17 protein-coding genes are annotated in these 18,926 nt (G+C 46.1%); 5 read left to right on the top strand and 12 right to left on the bottom strand.

The genetic code is table 11. The features are described 5' to 3' along the window. Positions 1-25 precede the first annotated feature (25 nt). Positions 26-1,318 carry a homocysteine synthase gene (locus AC2TF5_RS03635; protein WP_491300908.1) on the bottom strand — a complete coding sequence of 431 codons (1,293 nt, stop codon included), beginning with the start codon at positions 1,316-1,318 and terminating at the stop codon, positions 26-28. A 324-nt stretch (positions 1,319-1,642) separates the two neighbouring features. Between AC2TF5_RS03635 and AC2TF5_RS03630 the strand changes: the two genes are divergently transcribed. Continuing rightward, positions 1,643-1,846 carry a DUF3949 domain-containing protein gene (locus AC2TF5_RS03630; RefSeq protein WP_491302798.1) on the top strand — a complete coding sequence of 68 codons (204 nt, stop codon included), beginning with the start codon at positions 1,643-1,645 and terminating at the stop codon, positions 1,844-1,846. Between the two features lie 42 nt (positions 1,847-1,888). On the opposite strand, the gene AC2TF5_RS03625 is transcribed toward AC2TF5_RS03630, so the two are convergent. From AC2TF5_RS03625 to AC2TF5_RS03595, 7 genes are all read right to left on the bottom strand, one after another. Beyond that, positions 1,889-2,746, bottom strand: coding sequence for an ATP-binding cassette domain-containing protein (locus AC2TF5_RS03625; RefSeq protein ID WP_491300907.1), 858 nt, complete (start codon positions 2,744-2,746; stop codon positions 1,889-1,891). Beyond that, entirely contained in the window at positions 2,743-3,582 is an 840-nt protein-coding gene (locus tag AC2TF5_RS03620; RefSeq protein WP_491300906.1) for a hypothetical protein, read from the bottom strand. Before AC2TF5_RS03620 ends, AC2TF5_RS03625 begins: the two co-directional genes overlap by 4 nt. Continuing rightward, complete coding sequence (locus AC2TF5_RS03615) at positions 3,563-4,237, bottom strand: RNA polymerase sigma factor (RefSeq protein ID WP_491300905.1); 675 nt, start codon at positions 4,235-4,237, stop codon at positions 3,563-3,565. Before AC2TF5_RS03615 ends, AC2TF5_RS03620 begins: the two co-directional genes overlap by 20 nt. Positions 4,238-4,294: 57 nt before the next feature. Next, positions 4,295-6,499, bottom strand: coding sequence for an ABC transporter permease (locus tag AC2TF5_RS03610; protein WP_491300904.1), 2,205 nt, complete (start codon positions 6,497-6,499; stop codon positions 4,295-4,297). Beyond that, positions 6,492-7,361 (bottom strand): ABC transporter ATP-binding protein, encoded by an 870-nt coding sequence (locus tag AC2TF5_RS03605; RefSeq protein ID WP_491300903.1) that lies wholly within the window; start codon positions 7,359-7,361, stop codon positions 6,492-6,494. The genes AC2TF5_RS03610 and AC2TF5_RS03605 overlap by 8 nt, the downstream gene beginning before the upstream one ends. 126 nt (positions 7,362-7,487) lie before the next feature. Continuing rightward, positions 7,488-8,396, bottom strand: coding sequence for an aldo/keto reductase (locus AC2TF5_RS03600; RefSeq protein WP_491300902.1), 909 nt, complete (start codon positions 8,394-8,396; stop codon positions 7,488-7,490). A gap of 40 nt (positions 8,397-8,436) precedes the next feature. Beyond that, the gene (locus AC2TF5_RS03595) at positions 8,437-9,231 is read right to left on the bottom strand and encodes a sulfite exporter TauE/SafE family protein (RefSeq protein ID WP_491300901.1); all 795 of its coding nucleotides are present in this window, start codon (positions 9,229-9,231) and stop codon (positions 8,437-8,439) included. Between the two features lie 122 nt (positions 9,232-9,353). On the opposite strand from AC2TF5_RS03595, the gene AC2TF5_RS03590 reads away from it, so the two are divergent. Further along, entirely contained in the window at positions 9,354-9,542 is a 189-nt protein-coding gene (locus AC2TF5_RS03590; RefSeq protein WP_491300900.1) for a hypothetical protein, read from the top strand. 575 nt (positions 9,543-10,117) lie between these two features. Next, a complete protein-coding gene (gene ymzB / locus AC2TF5_RS03585) occupies positions 10,118-10,456 on the top strand; it encodes a protein YmzB (protein ID WP_491300899.1) in 339 nt (112 codons plus the stop codon). A 179-nt stretch (positions 10,457-10,635) separates the two neighbouring features. Here the strand turns inward: ymzB and AC2TF5_RS03580 are convergent, their stop codons facing one another. Continuing rightward, entirely contained in the window at positions 10,636-12,063 is a 1,428-nt protein-coding gene (locus AC2TF5_RS03580; RefSeq protein ID WP_491300898.1) for a glycosyl hydrolase family 18 protein, read from the bottom strand. A 296-nt stretch (positions 12,064-12,359) separates the two neighbouring features. Then, the gene (locus AC2TF5_RS03575) at positions 12,360-13,118 is read right to left on the bottom strand and encodes a YqcI/YcgG family protein (protein ID WP_491300897.1); all 759 of its coding nucleotides are present in this window, start codon (positions 13,116-13,118) and stop codon (positions 12,360-12,362) included. Between the two features lie 217 nt (positions 13,119-13,335). Here AC2TF5_RS03575 and rnjA point away from each other — a divergent pair, with 217 nt between their 5' ends. Beyond that, the gene (gene rnjA, locus AC2TF5_RS03570) at positions 13,336-15,051 is read left to right on the top strand and encodes a ribonuclease J1 (RefSeq protein WP_491300896.1); all 1,716 of its coding nucleotides are present in this window, start codon (positions 13,336-13,338) and stop codon (positions 15,049-15,051) included. A 104-nt stretch (positions 15,052-15,155) separates the two neighbouring features. Here rnjA and AC2TF5_RS03565 read toward each other — a convergent pair whose 3' ends face one another. Beyond that, the gene (locus AC2TF5_RS03565; protein WP_491300895.1) at positions 15,156-16,373 is read right to left on the bottom strand and encodes an MFS transporter; all 1,218 of its coding nucleotides are present in this window, start codon (positions 16,371-16,373) and stop codon (positions 15,156-15,158) included. An 83-nt stretch (positions 16,374-16,456) separates the two neighbouring features. After that, the gene (locus AC2TF5_RS03560; RefSeq protein WP_491300894.1) at positions 16,457-17,557 is read right to left on the bottom strand and encodes an ATP-binding protein; all 1,101 of its coding nucleotides are present in this window, start codon (positions 17,555-17,557) and stop codon (positions 16,457-16,459) included. A 519-nt stretch (positions 17,558-18,076) separates the two neighbouring features. Between AC2TF5_RS03560 and AC2TF5_RS03555 the strand changes: the two genes are divergently transcribed. Next, entirely contained in the window at positions 18,077-18,700 is a 624-nt protein-coding gene (locus AC2TF5_RS03555; protein WP_208917721.1) for a hypothetical protein, read from the top strand. Positions 18,701-18,926: the final 226 nt, after the last annotated feature.

Raw genomic sequence — 18,926 nt, 5'->3', positions numbered from 1 at the left:
GGTATAAAATTATTGTATAGCGCTTCTACTGCTGGCTTGCAGCCAAAGCCTGTTCCAGATCATACAAAATATCGTCAATAGACTCTGTTCCGACGGATATGCGAAGAAGCTCCGGATTTACACCTGCAGCAACCTGTTCTTCCTCTGTGAGCTGCTGGTGTGTTGTGCTGGCTGGATGAATAATGAGTGATTTGGAATCTCCAACGTTGGCGAGGTGGGAGAACAGCTTCACGTTCTCGATCACTTTACGTCCCGCTTCGGTTCCGCCTTTAATACCAAATGTCAAAATAGCCCCCTGCCCTTTCGGCAGATACTTCTGTGCCAGCTCATAGGATGAGTGGCTTGCTAGGCCAGCATAGCTAACCCATTCCACAGCATCGTGGTTCTCCAGGTATTGTGCCACCTTAAGTGCATTCTGGCTATGGCGTTCCACGCGCAGATGCAGTGTCTCAAGGCCCTGCAGTAGCAGCCAGGAGTTAAACGGAGAAATGGATGCCCCGATATCACGGAGCAGCTGTACGCGAGCTTTAATAATATAAGCTATCGGTCCAACCGCTTCGGTGTACACCACACCATGATAGCTTGGGTCCGGCTCAGTCAAACCCGGGAATTTACCGCTTGCCGCCCAATCGAATTTACCTCCGTCTACGATGACACCGCCAATTGAAGTTCCGTGACCACCGATAAATTTAGTAGCGGAGTGCACAACGATATCAGCACCATACTCAATCGGACGAAGCAGATACGGACTTGGAAAGGTGTTGTCAACAATGAGCGGGATACCGTTCTCATGTGCAATCGCAGCTACCGCTTCCACATCCAACACGTTACCCTGCGGGTTGCCAATCGTTTCGGCAAATAAAGCTTTCGTCTTATCGTTAATGTGTTTACGGAAGTTTTCCGGATCTGTAGAATCAACAAAATGAACTTTAATACCCAGTTTCGCAAATGTATTGGAGAACAGATTATATGTGCCACCGTACAGGCTCGAAGAGGAAACAATCTCATCGCCTGCGCCCGCAATATTCAGAATCGAGAACGTGATGGCTGCTTGCCCGGAAGCTGTAGCCAACGCGCCCGCTCCGCCTTCCAGTGCTGCAATACGCTGTTCAAAGACGTCCGTTGTTGGGTTCATAATTCGGGTGTAGATGTTGCCGAATTCTTTCAGCGAGAACAGGTTGGCTGCATGCTCACTATCCCGGAATCCGTAGGATGTCGTCTGATAAAGCGGGACCGCACGGGACATCGTTGTCGGATCGATCTCCTGACCTGCGTGTACGGCTAACGTTTCAATAGAAAATTTGCGTTCCTCTGACATAGGTATTTCCTCCCTTTGCTTCCGATGGAAATTTTATGATGCAAATAATTTCTCCCATTCTCTCATACTTTCCATCGTTTGAAAAGAGGTAACTCCAATTAAATTCATCGGAATTATTATATATAACTTCTTCTTCCATCTCCGTTAAAATCGTGTGGTTTCCGATTTGTCCCTGATAGAACTTTTTAAGAAATAATGAAACATGGGCCCTCTTTACCCGTATTAATAGTAATTCGCGTAAAATAATCCCACAAAAGGGAGTGTGAAACGTTGGACATCACCATTTGGATAATTGCCGGCGTTCTATTTTTGCTGTTCCTTGTTATGATTCCTGTCCAATACAATTACATTAAGGCCTTGAATGAAGATCCTAGAAGAAAAGAAAAAACCCAGAATGAGTACTACGAAGACATGTCATTTCAGGAAGAACAACTTCATTTCAACTCACAAGGAGGCTTGTTCTGGCCATCATCTTTTGTCGCTTCTCTCATTTACAAATTCAAACATAAGAAGGAAAATCCGGAGTAAGTGCAAAAAAACATCTCCTGAACTAGGAGATGTTTTTTGTGTTTACGATCTTTGAGTGAGGGCATCCATATGAACGAAGAATGTATCCTCAAGTGTCGGTTCCTTTTCATAGAATTCCGGACCCGGAGCACTACTGCCCATCAATCTCACCCGGACACCGTGCGGCAGCATTCTGAAATGGATAATGTTCTGTTCTGGAATCTGTTCGAATTCCGTCAGGCTGACCTCTCCTTCCCATACCCGTAAGGGAGCGGCCAGCTTCCAGTTCCGTGGAGGCCCGTTGTAACGAATTCGTCCACGGTGAATCCAGATAACCGTGTCAGTGGCATCCTCCCACTCATTCAGCTCATGGGCGGCTACAACCACCATTCTGCCTTTGGCATACCGTGTTAAATAAGTAATCAGAAACTTCCGTTCTTCTGCATCCATACCGTTCAACGGCTCATCCAAAAATAAGAAAGACGGTGAAGCAAGAAGAGCCTGAACAACCGCGATCCTGCGTTGTACCCCTTGTGACAGGCTTTTGACTTTAGCTCGCCGATGCACTTCCAGACGGAAGTCCTCCATGAGACGCTCTATGACCTCAGGAGAATATACCCCTTTCATTTCAGCCAAATACGTCAGCAGCTTTCCAACTTTCATATCACCATACAATTCAATATCCGACGGAACATACCCGATCTGGCTGCGAACAAGCGGCAGGTGATCTGATGCCTTACGCCCTTTGTACAAAATTGTTCCCTCATCCGGAGCTTGAAGCGTCGTTAATATTTCCATCAACGTCGTTTTTCCTGCGCCGTTCGCGCCGACGATCAAGTTCAGCCCGGAATTAAATCTGGCATTGCCGATTTCAAGCCGGTATGTTCCAGCCTGGCGTGTAAGGTCCTCGATACTAATCATGAGCTGTTTCCCCGGGGAATATTATCTCTGCGGCTGTGTCCATAAGATGAAATTAGCAGAGCAGCTCCAATAAGGAGGATTGTTACATCTACGGGTATTTTAATGAAATGCGACACTCCATAGCCATTAATTTGTCCCTGCAGCACAATCCACATGCCGTACACCAGTATAGCTGACAGCATGGACGCCGCCATACCCTTTCGGAACATCATATACATCGCAGCACCGCCAGTTAAGAGCAGAACGCCCATCCATTCAAGTACAAAGGGCCCAAACAAAAAATGAGACGACTCCGCATTCATGGCCCTTATTCCGAGAACCAGCGTACTGATCAGCGCCATACCGACCACCATACCAGTAACCATGAGAAGTCTGCTGTATAGCACAAGCGCTGGTGGATAAGGGGTAATGGTCTCTACAGCCCTCATCCCCCGATCCCATGTCCGGCTGCTGAACAGCATTGATACGATCAGCAGAAGCGGTGTGATAAGCGGAAATATTCCTCCCGGAATGCCGCCGAAATTATCCAGCGGATACTCCGGATCAACCAGCAGAATCAGCATACTAAATACAGCCGCACTTGCGAGAAGGATCGACTTCTGATTGAGACGAAGCTGACTACGTAGCAACTGCTTCAATGAGGGGGGATCCACCTGAGGGTTAAAATCCAGCTTAGGAGGCGCGGCCTCCAGCTTAAGCTGGTCAAATTCCCCCTGAAGTGAGGCAATCAGCTGTGCAGTTTCACTCGGGAACGGCGGCGGCAAAACGGCACGGGTAAGCGGTCCTCTAAGCTCCTCTTCAAGCCTTCTTAATTCATTATCGGAAGGATGATCCATGGGAATACACCTCGCTTTCTTTTTGTTTGACTTGCCGGCCATCTTCAATCTCAGATCTCCCCCGGGTACCGCCCGGTGGTCCTCCTGAACGGGCAGTAATCGCCGGAGCATAGGAATCCTCTACTGTCATCACCTTTTTAAGCTTTCTCAGTCCATTGTATAAGTTTGTCTTCACTGTACTTAGGGGGAGATCTAGCAGCTCCGATATTTCCTGCAACTTCATGTCATGAAAGAACCGCAAGGATATAATGTTCTGCTGGACATCCGGCAGAGTTTCTAGAGAAGCCGCGATTTCCGCCGACGTTTCCTGCCTCTCGAACAGTTCTACAGCACCCGCTGAAGGATCGGAGCGTTCAGGAAACTCTTCACCAGCCAGACCTTCTGACCGGTAAGTCGAGCTTTTCCAATAATCCTTGCACTGGTTTAAGGCAACACGGTAGAGCCAGGATCTGACATGTTCGAGAGCCCCATGCTGCCTGAGATGACGGATCAGTCGGATAAATGTCTCCTGGACGATATCCTGCGCCTTCTGACGGTCCTGCAATTGATTGGATGTATAACTGAGCAATGGACCGTGATAACGGGTTACTAACATCTCAAATGCGTCCTGATCGCCGGCCGCCATTCTCTCAGACAACTGCTGATCGGAAATCATGCCTTACTCCCCCTTTCCGTGTTAATATGCTTTCTTTTTCCCATATCATTACTTCTATTATTCGTGGTTATGACTTCGCACGACCTGATTCCATTCCTGCCTCCATTCTTTATAAGAAATTGGCTGCTCTTTAAGGAAATAATCGTCTCGTCTACCCGGCTGGCTGATTCCCTGTTCATAAAAATGTTGCAGAAGCTCTTTAACTTCAGCTTCCTTTCCTCTATTCAGCGCTTTCGAAACCTGCCTCAGCATCTTACGGCCAATACCTTTTGGATCATAATCCGTATCTTTCATCGTTAACATCTGAATGGATCTTGCCCAACCATATTGGTCCATCAACTCTTCGTCACTTACACCTTGCGCTTCCCGGTAATATAAATACCAGAACAGACTGCTGATTCTTCCGCGAACATCTTCCTCTACATCTTCCCCTGAATACATTTGAAGTCCTTCTTGACCCCCAAAGAGCATGGCATTCATCCATTCCCCCGGCAGACCGCTTCCCGAATCGTAAAAAGAAGTTCGTGAAGCAAGGATTAATCCATTGTCCACCTTGCCGCTTTCATCCTGCAGGCTCTCTGCACTCGTTCCAAAATACATAATCTGTGTAGAGACAGGCTTTAATTCAGGAATCCATTGTGTAAAGTAATCATACTTTTCTTTTAATTCCGCCAGCTGTATCTGTGCATTCTCCCGGTTATAATGCGTTGTTACTAAGGTAACAGGTAAACCTTCCTCCTTCAGTTCAATCCAGCTTTCACTCCCGAGCAGAGTAAGGCCCATCACACCCTTACCTTCAAATTGCTGATATCCTACCTCTCGTTCAATCTCCGGCATTCCGGTATACAGTGGAACCGAATATCCCTCAACGGTAAGTTTCATTTCTGCGGGTGGAAAATACATGCCTGAATACCTGTTACCGGTATGAATCCGATTTGCCGGATCTTCAGTCTTCACATACACATCTTGATGTCCAGGAAGCGGATACCAAGCCATATATCTCGGAAGATAAACTTCACTTCCTACACTGAAAACAGGATACCTTTCTCTGTTATAGTCCGATAGGAAATCCTTTATATTCCCGGCATAAAACACTTCGATCTGGAGCTTATCAGCTGCTTCATTCGGAATCTCAACATTCAAACGTTCCCCTTGACGTTGGTAGGGTGTGTCCATTCCCTGAACAAGGACCTTATTCACTTGAAAGTTTCGGTGAAGTGTAAGCGGAAATGAAGATTTCCCCGACCATTCTTCCGTTGGGACCTCCAGCTTGACTTGGAATTGTAGCAGATTATCTGGTCTTCGCTTTAGGGTTATGTCATATTTAGATATGTTTAACCTTACGTCTTTTGAAAAATCCGTCTCAGATAATCGGATCGTAGAATCATTCAATTTCTCATTAATACTTGCATAACGTTCCTGCCAAATGGAGCCGTATGGAACAAAGGCCGCAACACTCAGTACCGCAGCGCCTACCGCTGCCAGCCAGCACCATTTGATGTTCATCGTAGGCCGAGTACGGTTCAGCAGTAGAAGACTGACCACCAACAATAGAAGCGTGAAAGCTAAGACGAACAGCCAGGAACTGAAGAGTTCTCCCCTGAACAATTCATATCCCCAGGTCTCATCCCCAAGCAGATTGTTTGTCACAAAGAACTGGTTAAGATGAAAGGTTTTGAGCGGTAAAAGCCTAAGTTGTTCAATAAGAAAAATATCCATGAAAAAGGTGCCGAACATCCAAGCACAAAATCCGATCAAGTACACCACCCGGTTCGGTATACAAACACCAAGTAGCATCGCAAGCGCAAAAGTGACCAGGTAAGATATCTCCGATTGAACCACAATATTCATGGTATGCCGCATGACGACGCTACTATCTACTCCAGCCCCTATCGAAATCATATAAAAGATGAAGGATGCCGACAGTGTAAATAGCGACATGTAAATGATGCCTACAATATATTTGGACGACAACAGCATCCCAAAGGAAACCGGCAAACTGCGGTTCCATTCATAGGAAGGCCGCCTAATATCACGGCGGACTGTCAGGATACCAAGCAGCATCGCCGGTCCAAGCGATATGGTATGAGCGAAGGAATAATACTGATATAGCATGTTATATATTTTGGGATTGGCATAATCTCCTGCTCCCAGAGCGAATAACAGAAATATAACGGCATAGATGACAGGGAACAGCACAAACAGAGGGTTGCCGAAAACCAGTCGGAGTTCAAGCACAAACTGCTTCAGCCATTTATTCATTACGATCCCTCCGCAGCAGCGCCAAATAACCATCTTCCAGGGTAGGTTCAACCGGAATCGCGTCATTCATCGGCGGTCTGTCTCCTGTCATTCTGCACACCGTCCCTTCCGGAACAGTACGGGTTGACACGATGAGGGCTGGATCAATCCTAGCAAATTGTACAGGGCTTAATACCGCCTCCCATACGTATCCATCTCCGCATGCCTGAAGCTCAGCCAAATCCCCTGTCATCAACAGGCAGCCTTGATTCATCACAGCAACCCGGCGGCAGTTGCTCTCAATGTCGGCCACTATATGTGTCGACAGCAGTACCGTCCGGTTTATACTGAACCGGGTTAGCAGATTGCGGAACCGGACCCGTTCTTGTGGGTCCAGCCCCGCCGTAGGCTCATCCACGATGAGCACATCCGGGGAACCAAGCAGAGCCTGAGCAATGCCGATACGCTGCTTCATGCCTCCCGAATAAGTACGGACTTTTTTGTCCGCTTTTTCTTGCATATTGACCATTTCCAAAAGCTTTGAAATTTCCTTACGTCGCACCGCTTTATCTGTGATTCCTTTCATTACACCGACATAGTCAAGATAATCACGACCGGTCATCTGTGGATAAATGTGAAAAAACTGTGGAAGATATCCAACCATTCTGCGGATTTCTTCCGGTCTCCCAAGTGGAATTCCATTTATCATCACTTGTCCTGAAGTAGGCGTCATCAGTGCGGCCAAAATACGCATCAGCGTCGTTTTACCTGCACCGTTGGGCCCGAGAAGACCCGTCATGCCTTTATCAAATGTAAGTGAAACGTCCAGAAGCGCCCATGCGCCTTTTCGGTAGGTTTTGGATAAATGCTCAATCGTAATCATGTACAATGCCCTTTCATAACTTCAAAAATAAAATAAGTCCGCGCGGTTCTTATTGTGGAAACGAAATGAACAAAAAAAAGTTTGCATTTATATCTTTTACCAGAGATAAATTTTCTATCGTAATGATCAGTGGTGCTGCTCATACCGATTCGCACGGCTAATAACCTGAATTCTCTGAATCTCCTGAGGCGTCAATTGCTCCGTTTCCCCTGCTGCAGCATTATGCCGCAGCTGCTCCACTGAGCTTGCTCCCGGGATAGCGCATGCTACTACGGGATGCGAAAGAGCGTAACGGATCGCTGTATGAGACAGATCGTGAGAGGAAGTAAACTCCTTATCCACTTGTCTTGTTACATCGAGCAGTTCTTCTTTCGTATAGTCGAGGTAGCCTTCTTCCGCTTTCGCTTCGCTTCGATCACTCAGGATCCCTTTGGCTAGCGGTCCTCGGACAATGACGGAAATTCCATGCTCTGCAAGCAATGGCAAGACCTCCTCCTCCGGCCGCCGGTCCAAAATACTGTACTGCATCATGACGCTAACAATATTCGAACGCTTCACATATTCCCGGATGACATTTGGGCGAATCGATGATATTCCATAGTGACGGATCCACCCTTCTTTTTTCAACTCCTCAAAAGCTTCAATCGTCTCGTCGATCGGATCGTCCAATGTCCCACCATGCAGTTGATACAAATCGATATAGTCTGTCCCAAGCCGGCGCATACTGTCTTTCACTGCTGACTTGATATACTCCTTCGATGGATCCCAAGCCCAGCCCTCTTGGCCAGACATACGGCGGTTTCCGACTTTTGTGGCGATAATAATATCTTGACGCCGCCCCTTAATGGCTTTCCCGACCAATTCTTCATTCATCCCGGCATCATACAGATCGGCGGTATCCAGCAGATTGATCCCCAGCTCCAGTGCCTCGTGAATGAGACGCACAGCTTGTTTTTCTTCGGTACCTAAAGACATACAGCCCAGCCCGATTTCACCTACATATAAATCCGATGAACCCACACGGTTTTTCTTCATCCTAATATCCTCCTTGTTCATTTATCCATTACCCTTGCAGTTATATCAAAATATCCATCCATATTTTCACGGCCGTTACTGCGATTAGAACAACCAGCGCATAGCGCAGTATCCTGACGTTCAATCTCCGACTTAGATAGGCACCGAGCGGAGCGCCAAGCAGACTGCCAATTACCGCAAATACTGCCGGCCATAGCGGTATGCCACCTGCTGCTATTTTACCAATTACACCGCCAACTGCTGACAGAAACACAATGGCGAGTGAAGAGGCTATCGTGATTCTCGTTGGGATTTTGAGCAGGGTCAGCATAATCGGAATAAGAATGAAGGCTCCGCCGGCCCCCACAATGCCTGAGACAATACCCACTAGGAAGGCTGAGATCACAGCGAGCAGCGTGTTATAGGTTACTTGTGAAACGGGCGTGTTTTCTGATGAAGCTTTAGTGGGGATTACCATCATGAAAACGGCTATAACCGCAAGGAATCCGTAGACCACATTAATCGTTTCGCTGTTGAGGTATAAAGAAGATACACTGCCGATCAAACTACCTATCAATGTGCTCAGGCCCATCTGAATGACAAGCTTTTTGTGGACAAGTGTGGTTCCTCCCTTGGCGCTTAAACGATTAGAAATTACGCCTGACAGTGAAGCGAAAAACACCTGCAGCATGCTGATTGAAGCAACCTCTTTAGGGGTGAAACCTGTAAATCCAAGCCACTCCGGTACATATAGCAGCAATGGAAAGTTAATAATAGCACCGCCTATTCCGAGCAGCCCGGAGAAAAATGACCCTACCAGGCCGATTAAAACCATAATGACATGCTGTATAACCATGATGACCGATCTCCATTCGTAATTTTTTAAATATTTGGGCAACTTTAATACTGTACGAACGATAAACTATGAATTATAATAAAACCAAGTAAATACATCGGAAAACCGGAGGTGCATATCATTTGTTCAGCAAATTAAAATCCCTGTTCCAAGACAGATGTCCCGAATGCGAACAAAAACTGGTTTCGCATCATGACAACATGTCGCTGACCAAGCACTGTCCAGATCACCACTATACCGAAGAAACCTATCGACATCTTGGCGTGACGATTGTATATAAAACGGACCATCAGGACAATGATATCCGTTGATTATTAATAGAGGTTGTTCAAAAAGCCCGCTTTTGATAAGAAAACCTCTAACGAGGCCATTCAAGGATGAGCGACCGCGATTCAAAGGTTGGTTTTCTTGCGATATAGAATTTCATCAGCGTAGCAAGATAACTTATAAATTCTATATCTAACACGAAGTGAATCAGGAAGTGGGCTCGGCATCGAATCTTGAATTCAGCCGGTCCTAAGTGGATGCTTCCGAAGTATGTTTCCTTCGGAAACATTTTAGGTGCTCACGTACCCAAAACAGCTGATGCTTCCGAAGACGTTTTCTACGAAAACGTGCAGCTCCGCTCCTCAGTCCCTAGCTTCATCCAACTCAAGCGTTTTGAAAAAACGCACATCGGAAGCATATGCTTCGGCGCTGAAAACCGACCTTTTTGAACACGCACTAATAATGAACGCTTTTTTAATGTTATCATATTTTTCAGGGCAACAAATTCTAACCCTTGCAGCTCTCCATTCCTTCCCCGCAGAACTTTTGAAATAAGCAGGACGGTTTTGGGTAATGACTACAAGTACAACTATTTTGTACAGAAGGAAGGTGTAGGAGCATGAAACATCCGCTGGAAGACGTATCAAAATGGCTACAGTCACATTCAAATCAAAATATACTTATCCAAAAACGCGAGCAGGATGATCTGGATCAGGTTCGCCTGATGCTAGAATTTATCGGGTACAGAGATGGCGATAATTGTTCAATTGATGACTACGTTGCTTGTAAAGCACTTCTGCTTCACGGAAGCGGAGTTGTCATAACAGACGGTCATGAGGCCCCCCTCCCAGACAGCACCTTTACCATTGCTGTGGACGGTCTATCCTCAACAAACGTTGAAGATCATCAGGTAACGCTGCAAACCGGACGGGGTGCATATACCATAATGCCTCAATAATAAATAATGTCCATATACAATAGCAGCCGGTAAGCCAGCAGGGACCTCCCTGCCGGTTTGCCGACTGTTTTGGTTATTTAAACATGAAATGCCCAGAACCCAGAACACAAAATATCCGACATCGCTATAGATGTCGGATTCGGACATATGAATTGCACACCTTCTGAATTTCGAAAAAATTATAATTTCGGTAAAACCGGAATGCTCTGGCTGCAGTTGCCATTAAGAGGCAGATTGCTGCATACATATTGGCCGGCACTGTTCTCTGTTGCTGCTCCCGTCGGGGCAGGTTGATGAACACGCTGTTTCCACAGCTGCCACAGCATGAATCCGTCATTAGCTCTTCCCTTGTTCTTAATATATTGAACCAGTGTTTCTACATTATAATACCGGGTTGCGATATTGTTCTGTCCTGTCAGCATTTCTGCATCATATACTGTACCCGGTTCTGCATTCAGCTTCAGGACGTTACCGCCGGAGCCTTCCGGAGCGATTTGCATCCCCATATTGATCGGCCCGTTATAAATGGCACGGTAGGATTCATATCCTTCCCGCGGATCAAAATATTGACCGCCGTCGTAAGACATCAGGTTGATAAAATCGATCTTGCTGCCATGATCCTTCACGACCCTGTACATGGTTCCTCCAAATGGTGAACCCCACTGTACTTTTCCTTCTTCAAATGGTGTTCCTTTCACATAATAAGCTCCTGTTGACCAACCCGCGATAGAAATTTGCAGATTGGAATTTCGAGTATTAATCTCTTGATCTAGACTTGTAATGATGCCTGCGATTTCTCCGTCCTTACTGCAGCTGAACTGGCTGTCTACTTGCTTGTTGCAGTTACTACTGCTGGACTCCCAATCGATATCTACTCCAGACGCCCCGAGATCCTGTGCCAGATCCACGATATTTTTAACGTTGAAACGAGACCACTGCGTACCTTGGCTGTATGACCATCCACCCACAGACAGAAATACCTTCATTCCGCGAGCTTTCAGAGCAGCAATATTATTGCGGAGATCCTGTGACTGCTCGGCTGTAAACTTCTTCTGTCCATTAGGCGTCGTAGCACCTTCGTAAAATTCCAATCCAGCAATCTCCTGGTCAAATGCATAAGAGCCTTGGGCATACGTCGTATCCGGTCTCACAAAAGCAAGATTTAAATGCGTTATATAATCTGGTATGTTCGCTGTACTCAGATCATAAATGCTTGTATTCCATGAGCTGGCATAAACTACATACATTCGGTCACCTAGAACCGGATTTACCGGTGGGTCTATCGGTGGGTCTATCGGTGGGTCTATCGGTGGATCTACTGGAGGATCTACTGGAGGTGTTCCGGTATCACAAGCTCCCAGGTCCTGCCACGCTCCCCACGACCCTCCAGAGCCAGGCGCTTCGCCCTGTGTCCACCATCTCGCTTTCCATGCATGCTCGTTGTCGGAGACTATATTTCCTTCGGTATAGATACCTGTGCTGCTCCAGGCTGGATCAGTACAGGCTGACGCTGCTGCTGACTGGGATGCAGGGAACACACTCAGCAGCAGCATTACAATCAACCCCAAAAGAAGCGCTTTCATTTTTATCGTCTGTTTGTTCGTCATTTCATCTCTCCTTCACATATTAAAATAAAAAGACTCCTAAGCCCTCTTTTAAACTTTCTTCCTCCACACCTCCCCATAAAAGTGTTAAACTTAAATAAGTTCAGTTTCAGTGTAACTCGGTAAAATTTGGAACAACAAGGATAAGATTTGCTAATTCGGGGGCAAAATTGTACAGACACCCGATCACCTTAGCCCTTCTTCAAATATCTAGCCAGTCAAAAAAGGCGCCACTCCAAATGCTGAAGGGCACCTTCCAATGATTATTTAGTAACCAGCTGACGATTGATTTTATAGAATTACGTCTTGCTCTCATAATTAGGATACATACGCATGAATGGACATGATGACAGCGAATTGCCACTGTCACGTAAAAAATATTGTCTCCACTCATAATTGTCTTCCGCCCCATACATCTTCAAATCCGGATGTGGAGATGCAGGGTCATAAGCGTAGAGCCGTCTTCGGATCATCTGTTTCGTCTTCTCCATCTGAAGCGGTGCCGAATTAAACTTCTCAAGGACCCATCGCGGCGTAAAGGCGAGGACCATGTAAGGAAAGCTGCGGCTCCGTCTAAGCTTGTGAGCGGGTGTTCCGCAGTATACAAAATAAGGTTCACCGTCATAGCAAAATTCCCAAAGATGATCTGATGGATCATCCGGTAAATGAGCAGGCCATGGTTTACGATCCATCGCTGTAGTACGGCTCAAAATAGACCAAAATAATCGTTCGTAATACTCTACACCGTCCTTTCGGTACGGCTCAGCTTTACTGTGAATAAATACGACCAGTGAAGTATACTGACCGAACACTCTAGATTGCTCACCATAGTTCTGCAGTAGAGCGGCCAGTTGCTCCGCTGCGGCGAAATCTTCAGCTTGTTGAACAAATCCGTACCTCAGATGATTAAAAGCATATCCTTGAACAGCCGGAATACAGGGGAACTTGGATTCGCGGTCCGTCATTTTTGCCGTCCATTTATTTATGGCATCCAGCTGCCAGGTGTTATGATTTTCCGGTACCAGAAGAATATCTTCAATCTTCAACGGCTTTATCATGGGCAGCCCTCCTCTTCCTACAGATTATAAAAAAGAGGAAAATGGGTGACTGTCCTTCGTCTGTTTGTGCTAAATTAACCTTTTGTCCGGGCTGTATTTTAGAAATACGTTTCAATAAGTTTGTACTTTCTGATATCTTAGTTAGAGGTACTTATCATTAAATCACATATATCCGGGCACTGCCCTTAATTACCATAGAGAGGAATACTTCTACATTATGTCTAAACCCCTTCTAACAGAAAAGATCCAGACGGTTCCTTCCAAAAAACCTAAGCCATCGTCACCTCCTGTACGCATATTTTCGCTCGGAGGTCTTGGTGAAATCGGCAAGAATATGTACGGTGTTGAGTTTAAAAATGAAATTATTATTATTGATGCCGGTCTTAAATTTCCGGACGCTGAAATGAGCGGCGTAGATTATATTATTCCGGATATCCGCTACCTGATTGAGAATAAGAGCAAGATCAAAGGACTGTTTCTCACGCATGGCCATGAAGACCATATTGGGGCAATCCCTTATGTACTACGCCAGATTCAGATGCCGATATACGGCGGCCCGCTAACGATAGGTCTTGTACGTGCCAAGCTGGAAGAGCACCGGTTACTGGATCAAAGCGATTTGCGTATTTTCCATGAAAGCGAGACTATCTCTTTCAAGCATCTTTCCGTCCATTTCTTCCGGACAACGCACAGTATTCCCGATGCTTTTGGCATCGTGGTCGAGACACCTTATGGGCCGGTCGTACATACTGGAGACTTTAAGTTCGACTTTACACCGGAGGATAAACCCGCCGATATTCACAAAATTATGAGCATCGGTCAGAGAGGTGTACTGGCTCTGCTTGCGGACAGTACAAACAGTGAGCGTGAAGGCTTCACCCCTTCTGAACGAACTGTAGGCGATTCCATACTTAAGCAGTTTCAAGAATGCCCTGGCCGGATATTATTCGCAACCTTTGCCTCCAATGTTCATCGGCTGCAGCAAGTTGTGGATGCTGCGATCCGCACGAACCGTAAAATCGCTATTGTCGGACGCAGTATGGAAAAGGTATTTGTCATCGGACAGGAGCTTGGCTATATTCGTGTTCCGGACGGTATGATAATTGACGTCAAAGCCGTTAATCGATACCGTGATGAGCAGGTTTTGATCATCTGTACCGGCAGTCAGGGAGAGCCGAATGCTGCGCTTACCCGAATTGCCTCGGGAGCACACCGTTCCATTCAAATTCATCCTGACGATACCGTCATCTTCTCATCTTCACCGATTCCGGGCAACACGCAGAACGTCAATCGCAGCATCGATCTGCTGATGCGTGCTGGTGCAGATGTACGTTACGGCTCCATACTGGACATCCATACGTCTGGGCACGGATGCCGGGAAGATCTGAAGCTGATGCTCAGCAGCTTGCGTCCAAAGTATTTTGTACCTATTCACGGTGAATACCGGATGATGCTGAATCACCGTCAACTGGCCATGCAGGTCGGTGTACCGGAAAATCATGTGTATCTTCTAAATATCGGCAACACGCTGTCCTTGTACCGGAACGGAGCCCGCAAAGGCCGAAATATCCCTTCCGGGGACGTGTATATCAACAATGGCGAACTTCGCACCCATGAAAAAGAACTACTAGAGGAACGAGTTCAGCTCGCGCATGACGGTGTTGTCATTGTTGCAATTACGATCAACCGTGAAACACGTAAGCTGCTTGCCGGACCTGAATTGATCACCCGCGGTTTTGTATACATGCAGGATTCCAAGCCGCTGCTGCGCCGTGCTGAGGCTATGTTGCGTAAGCATCTCAATAAGGCAGGTGATCAGCGGGAATATGACCGTGCAGCCTGGGAACAGATCACCACAACAACACTGAACCGCTATTTCAAAAGAGAATTGGGACGAAGTCCATTCATTATGCCTTCCATCATGGAGGTATAACAAAATACCATCACACAAAGAGGGGCGGCCTCAAGGTTTAATCCATGACCTTGAGGCCGCCCCTCTTGTTAGGTTATTCTCCTAATCTCCGGTTCGGTTATTCGCTAATCAGCTAACTCCTGCCCCTTTGTCTCCTTACCTAGCAGCATTACGCCGAATGCCCCGATCAAAATCGTAATAAAAAACATGATAAAAATCGATTCAATACTTGTGCCTCCGCCCTTCAGGAAACCGACCAGCAGAGGTGCGATCACACCGCCGATACGTCCGAAGGATGTTGCCAGCCCGACTCCAGTGGAGCGTACGCGCGTCGGGTACAATTCTGGAGTATACGCGTACAATCCACCCCAGGCACCCAAATTAAAGAAAGAGAGGCTAATGCCTGCAGCCATCAGAGTGCCAACGGAATCAGCATAACCGAACCATATGGCACTAAGAGCCGTACAAATTAAGTATGTAACAAGCACAAATTTTCGACCAAACTTTTCAATGAAGTAAGCAGCTGTGAAATATCCGGGTAGCTGTGCAAATGTCATAATCAACACATACTGAAAGCTTTTGACCAGGCTAAAGCCTTTGTCCAGCATGACGGTTGGTAGCCAAAGGAACATTCCATAGTAAGAGAATACAACCGTAAACCAGAGAAGCCATAACATGATAGTCGTTTTACGGTGTTCCTGAGACCAGACGGATTGTACACGTTGAATGAATGTCAGCTTGCGGGCGCTCTTTTGCTGGAGATACCTCGGGGGATCTTCAATCGCTTTCCGTAAGTATAGCGCGTAAAACGCAGGTAAAGCTCCAATGACAAATGCCATCTTCCATCCATAATCCGGAATGATAAAGTAAGCGATCAACGCTGACAAAATCCATCCCGCGGCCCAGAAACTTTCGAGCAGTACAACCGCTCTGCCGCGGTCTTCCACCGGCATACTTTCAGACACAAGAGTCGAAGCTACTGGCAGTTCACCTCCCAGCCCGAAACCTGCAATAAATCGAAAAATACAGAGCATAACAAAACCTGTGGCGAGTGCGGATAAACCACTTGCTGCTGAGAAAATAAGCAGTGTCCACAGTAAAACATTCTTCCGGCCGTACTTATCCGCCAAAAAGCCTGCAAGTGCAGCACCAAACACCATTCCGATGGAAGTGGTGCTTGTAAGCAAACCAATCTGCTGTGAGCTAAGCGACCATTCTGTAGCCAGTGCAGCTACAATAAATGAGATCATGCCGACGTCCATAGCATCAAACATCCAGCTGAGGCCGGCGCTGAACAGCAGCTTACGCCGTTTGGGATCGTTCATCAAGTGAGTATGACTCATGAACAGCCCTCCTTCTTCCTGTATCTTTCTATAATTTAGGATTAAGGATACATCTGGTCAAGAGTTTTATTAAACCTAAAACGTCAGAACATGTCAGTTACGTGTTCATTTGCCGTATGTGCAAGCGGTAGTGTAACCTTTATCGTTGTTCCCTCATTGGGCTTACTGAATACAACAACTTGACCGAAGTGATCCTCGATCATTTTTTTACTGATCATAAAGCCAAGACCGGTTCCTTTTTCTTTTGTCGTATAAAACGGTTCACCCAGGCGGGATAAAATAGATTCAGGAATGCCGCAGCCCTCGTCCACAAAAACAATGACAAGCTGATCTATACCGCTGCATTCGATATGAATTGTAAGTTTTCCCCCACCCGGCATGGATTCCACTGCATTCTTAATAAAATTTATGAACACCTGTTTCATTTGATTTTCATCACATTTCACATAAGCCGGTTCCGGGCCAAATCCCGTGATAATCTCTACATTGTTGAGGATGGCCTGTGTATTAAGGAGGGTTAGAACCTGTTCAAGCAGAAGCCGAATATCTTTCCGCTCATATTTGATACCCTGGGGCTTAGCTAATAACAGCAGTTCCCCGAGGATCAGCTCGATACGTTCAATTTCGGAGGATATAATGTCAAAATACTCCTCTTTACTTCCTGAGCCTGAACGCATAAGCTGAACAAAGCCCTTGATAGATGTCATCGGATTTCGGATTTCATGAGCTATACCAGCTGCCAGCTGTCCTGCCATCGACAGCTTGTCAGATTGAATCGTCACTTCCTCTGCGTAATGATAAGCTCTCTTCTGCGCCGTCAGATCGATTAAATGCACCACAAATCCGAGGATTCTTCCTTCGTCATCTTTTACCGCAGACAATGTGGAAGACACCCATAGCATATGACCCAATTTATGAAGCATCCTTAGCTCAACCTGATTGGTATGCTGATCTCCCTTTAACAGCTCAGTGAGGCGGGAATGAACCAACAAAGCATCATCCGGATGGATCCAGTCATGAATGGAGCGATTCATAAGCTCATCAGCTTCGCATCCCACAAGTAAACATGCGAAAGGATTAACATTTATGATGTATCCTTCGGAATTAAGAAATAACGTTCCGATCGGTGCCCTCTCTATAGCCTGAATCATGAGATCGCTGCATAGGCTTTTGCCATTAATCATCGTCTGAAGTTCCCCCAGTCTCTCGTTGTACAATTATTGTACATACAATTCTAGATTGGGATTCCGTTCTCCTTCAACGTGTTGCAGTAGCGGAGATTTTTTAAGAAAATCATCTGTTCTTGAGAGATTATCTCTTCCAGTGCGTGTTCAAAAAGGTCGGTTTTCAGCACCGAGAAGGTTGGAAGAAGCTAGGGACTGAGGAGCGGAGCGTACGTTTTGGGTACGTGAGCACCGGAAGGGCCGGCTGAATTCAAGATTCGATGCCGAGCCCACTTCCTGATTCACTTCGTGATCAAAAGCGGACTTTTTGAACAACCTCTCCAATAAACGCCGTTTAATTAGCTCTCTTCACCTTTTCGTCGCTCTTCTGAGAGCTCATTTTAAATAAGTGGTATAATAACTGATTTGAAAGAAAATGGTTTTTTTTAACTTGAATAGCACGCTCTTTTCGTTTATTGTGAAAGGAGCAAGCATATATATGAGTACAGGTATGGACCGTTAACAAAGGAGTTTGCGAGTATGTATACGGAACAAAATATTTGGATTGTGCTTACAGGCACAGGCACCTGGTTCAGCAGGATGATCCGATGCTTTACGAATGCCCCGCTGAATCACGCTTCTATCGCGTTTGATTCCGATCTGCATGAAGTTTACAGCTTCGGTCGTAAACAAGCGAACAATCCGTTCGATGGAGGTTTGGTCCGCGAGAATCTTAGAGCACCTTTCTTCCGCACATCAGAATGCGCTGTTTACCGCTGCCGTGTCAGCTGTGAAGATTACCAGCATATGTACAACCTGGTCAAAGAAATGATGCACGATCAGGATCGGTATAAGTACAACCTGCTTGGACTGCTGGGTATCCTATTTAGAATTCATATCGATCGCGATGATGCCTACTTCTGTTCCCACTTCGTAGCGACTGTCTTTGAGCAAGCCGGACTGCATCTGGTTAATAAACCTCCGCACCTCGTCACGCCAGAGGATTTCTCCAATTCACCGCAATTGAATGAAATATATCGGGGCCCTCTTGATGGTTATTTGAATAATTTGGTGAACTCATCGTTATCCTCTACTTCAACCTTCCAACCTGTGACGGACACCAAAGATAGAGGAAAAATTTTCAGATTCGGAAAGACTGGTTAGTCGGGCTTCGTAGCAACGATAATTTACCTTCTCTGAGACAGGAGATGCCAACCCAGGCTCTCTCCTGTCTTTTGTATTATGACGAAGGCAAATGGTATGATTTTGAGGAACTATAAAATGCAATCTGGAAGTTAAACAAATAAATATAAGCCAAAAACGCTTGGAAATTTGTCCAAGCGTTTTTGTATGCTAAATTATCACTAATTCAGCTTAAAAATCAACTGTG

The organism is Paenibacillus sp. JNUCC 34 (genome assembly GCF_058269055.1).
The sequence above is the reverse complement of the archived record's forward strand: the minus strand, read 5'-3'. Positions and strand labels throughout refer to the sequence as shown.

What these genes read in the sequence shown, in the direction of transcription:
- AC2TF5_RS03635 (WP_491300908.1), bottom strand. Translation starts at nt 1,318, where the DNA reads ATGTCAGAGGAACGCAAATTTTCTATTGAAACGTTAGCCGTACACGCA.
- AC2TF5_RS03630 (WP_491302798.1), top strand. Translation starts at nt 1,643, where the DNA reads ATGATTCCTGTCCAATACAATTACATTAAGGCCTTGAATGAAGATCCT.
- AC2TF5_RS03625 (WP_491300907.1), bottom strand. Translation starts at nt 2,746, where the DNA reads ATGATTAGTATCGAGGACCTTACACGCCAGGCTGGAACATACCGGCTT.
- AC2TF5_RS03620 (WP_491300906.1), bottom strand. Translation starts at nt 3,582, where the DNA reads ATGGATCATCCTTCCGATAATGAATTAAGAAGGCTTGAAGAGGAGCTT.
- AC2TF5_RS03615 (WP_491300905.1), bottom strand. Translation starts at nt 4,237, where the DNA reads ATGATTTCCGATCAGCAGTTGTCTGAGAGAATGGCGGCCGGCGATCAG.
- AC2TF5_RS03610 (WP_491300904.1), bottom strand. Translation starts at nt 6,499, where the DNA reads ATGAATAAATGGCTGAAGCAGTTTGTGCTTGAACTCCGACTGGTTTTC.
- AC2TF5_RS03605 (WP_491300903.1), bottom strand. Translation starts at nt 7,361, where the DNA reads ATGATTACGATTGAGCATTTATCCAAAACCTACCGAAAAGGCGCATGG.
- AC2TF5_RS03600 (WP_491300902.1), bottom strand. Translation starts at nt 8,396, where the DNA reads ATGAAGAAAAACCGTGTGGGTTCATCGGATTTATATGTAGGTGAAATC.
- AC2TF5_RS03595 (WP_491300901.1), bottom strand. Translation starts at nt 9,231, where the DNA reads ATGGTTATACAGCATGTCATTATGGTTTTAATCGGCCTGGTAGGGTCA.
- ymzB (WP_491300899.1), top strand. Translation starts at nt 10,118, where the DNA reads ATGAAACATCCGCTGGAAGACGTATCAAAATGGCTACAGTCACATTCA.
- AC2TF5_RS03580 (WP_491300898.1), bottom strand. Translation starts at nt 12,063, where the DNA reads ATGACGAACAAACAGACGATAAAAATGAAAGCGCTTCTTTTGGGGTTG.
- AC2TF5_RS03575 (WP_491300897.1), bottom strand. Translation starts at nt 13,118, where the DNA reads ATGATAAAGCCGTTGAAGATTGAAGATATTCTTCTGGTACCGGAAAAT.
- rnjA (WP_491300896.1), top strand. Translation starts at nt 13,336, where the DNA reads ATGTCTAAACCCCTTCTAACAGAAAAGATCCAGACGGTTCCTTCCAAA.
- AC2TF5_RS03565 (WP_491300895.1), bottom strand. Translation starts at nt 16,373, where the DNA reads ATGAGTCATACTCACTTGATGAACGATCCCAAACGGCGTAAGCTGCTG.
- AC2TF5_RS03560 (WP_491300894.1), bottom strand. Translation starts at nt 17,557, where the DNA reads ATGATTAATGGCAAAAGCCTATGCAGCGATCTCATGATTCAGGCTATA.
- AC2TF5_RS03555 (WP_208917721.1), top strand. Translation starts at nt 18,077, where the DNA reads ATGTATACGGAACAAAATATTTGGATTGTGCTTACAGGCACAGGCACC.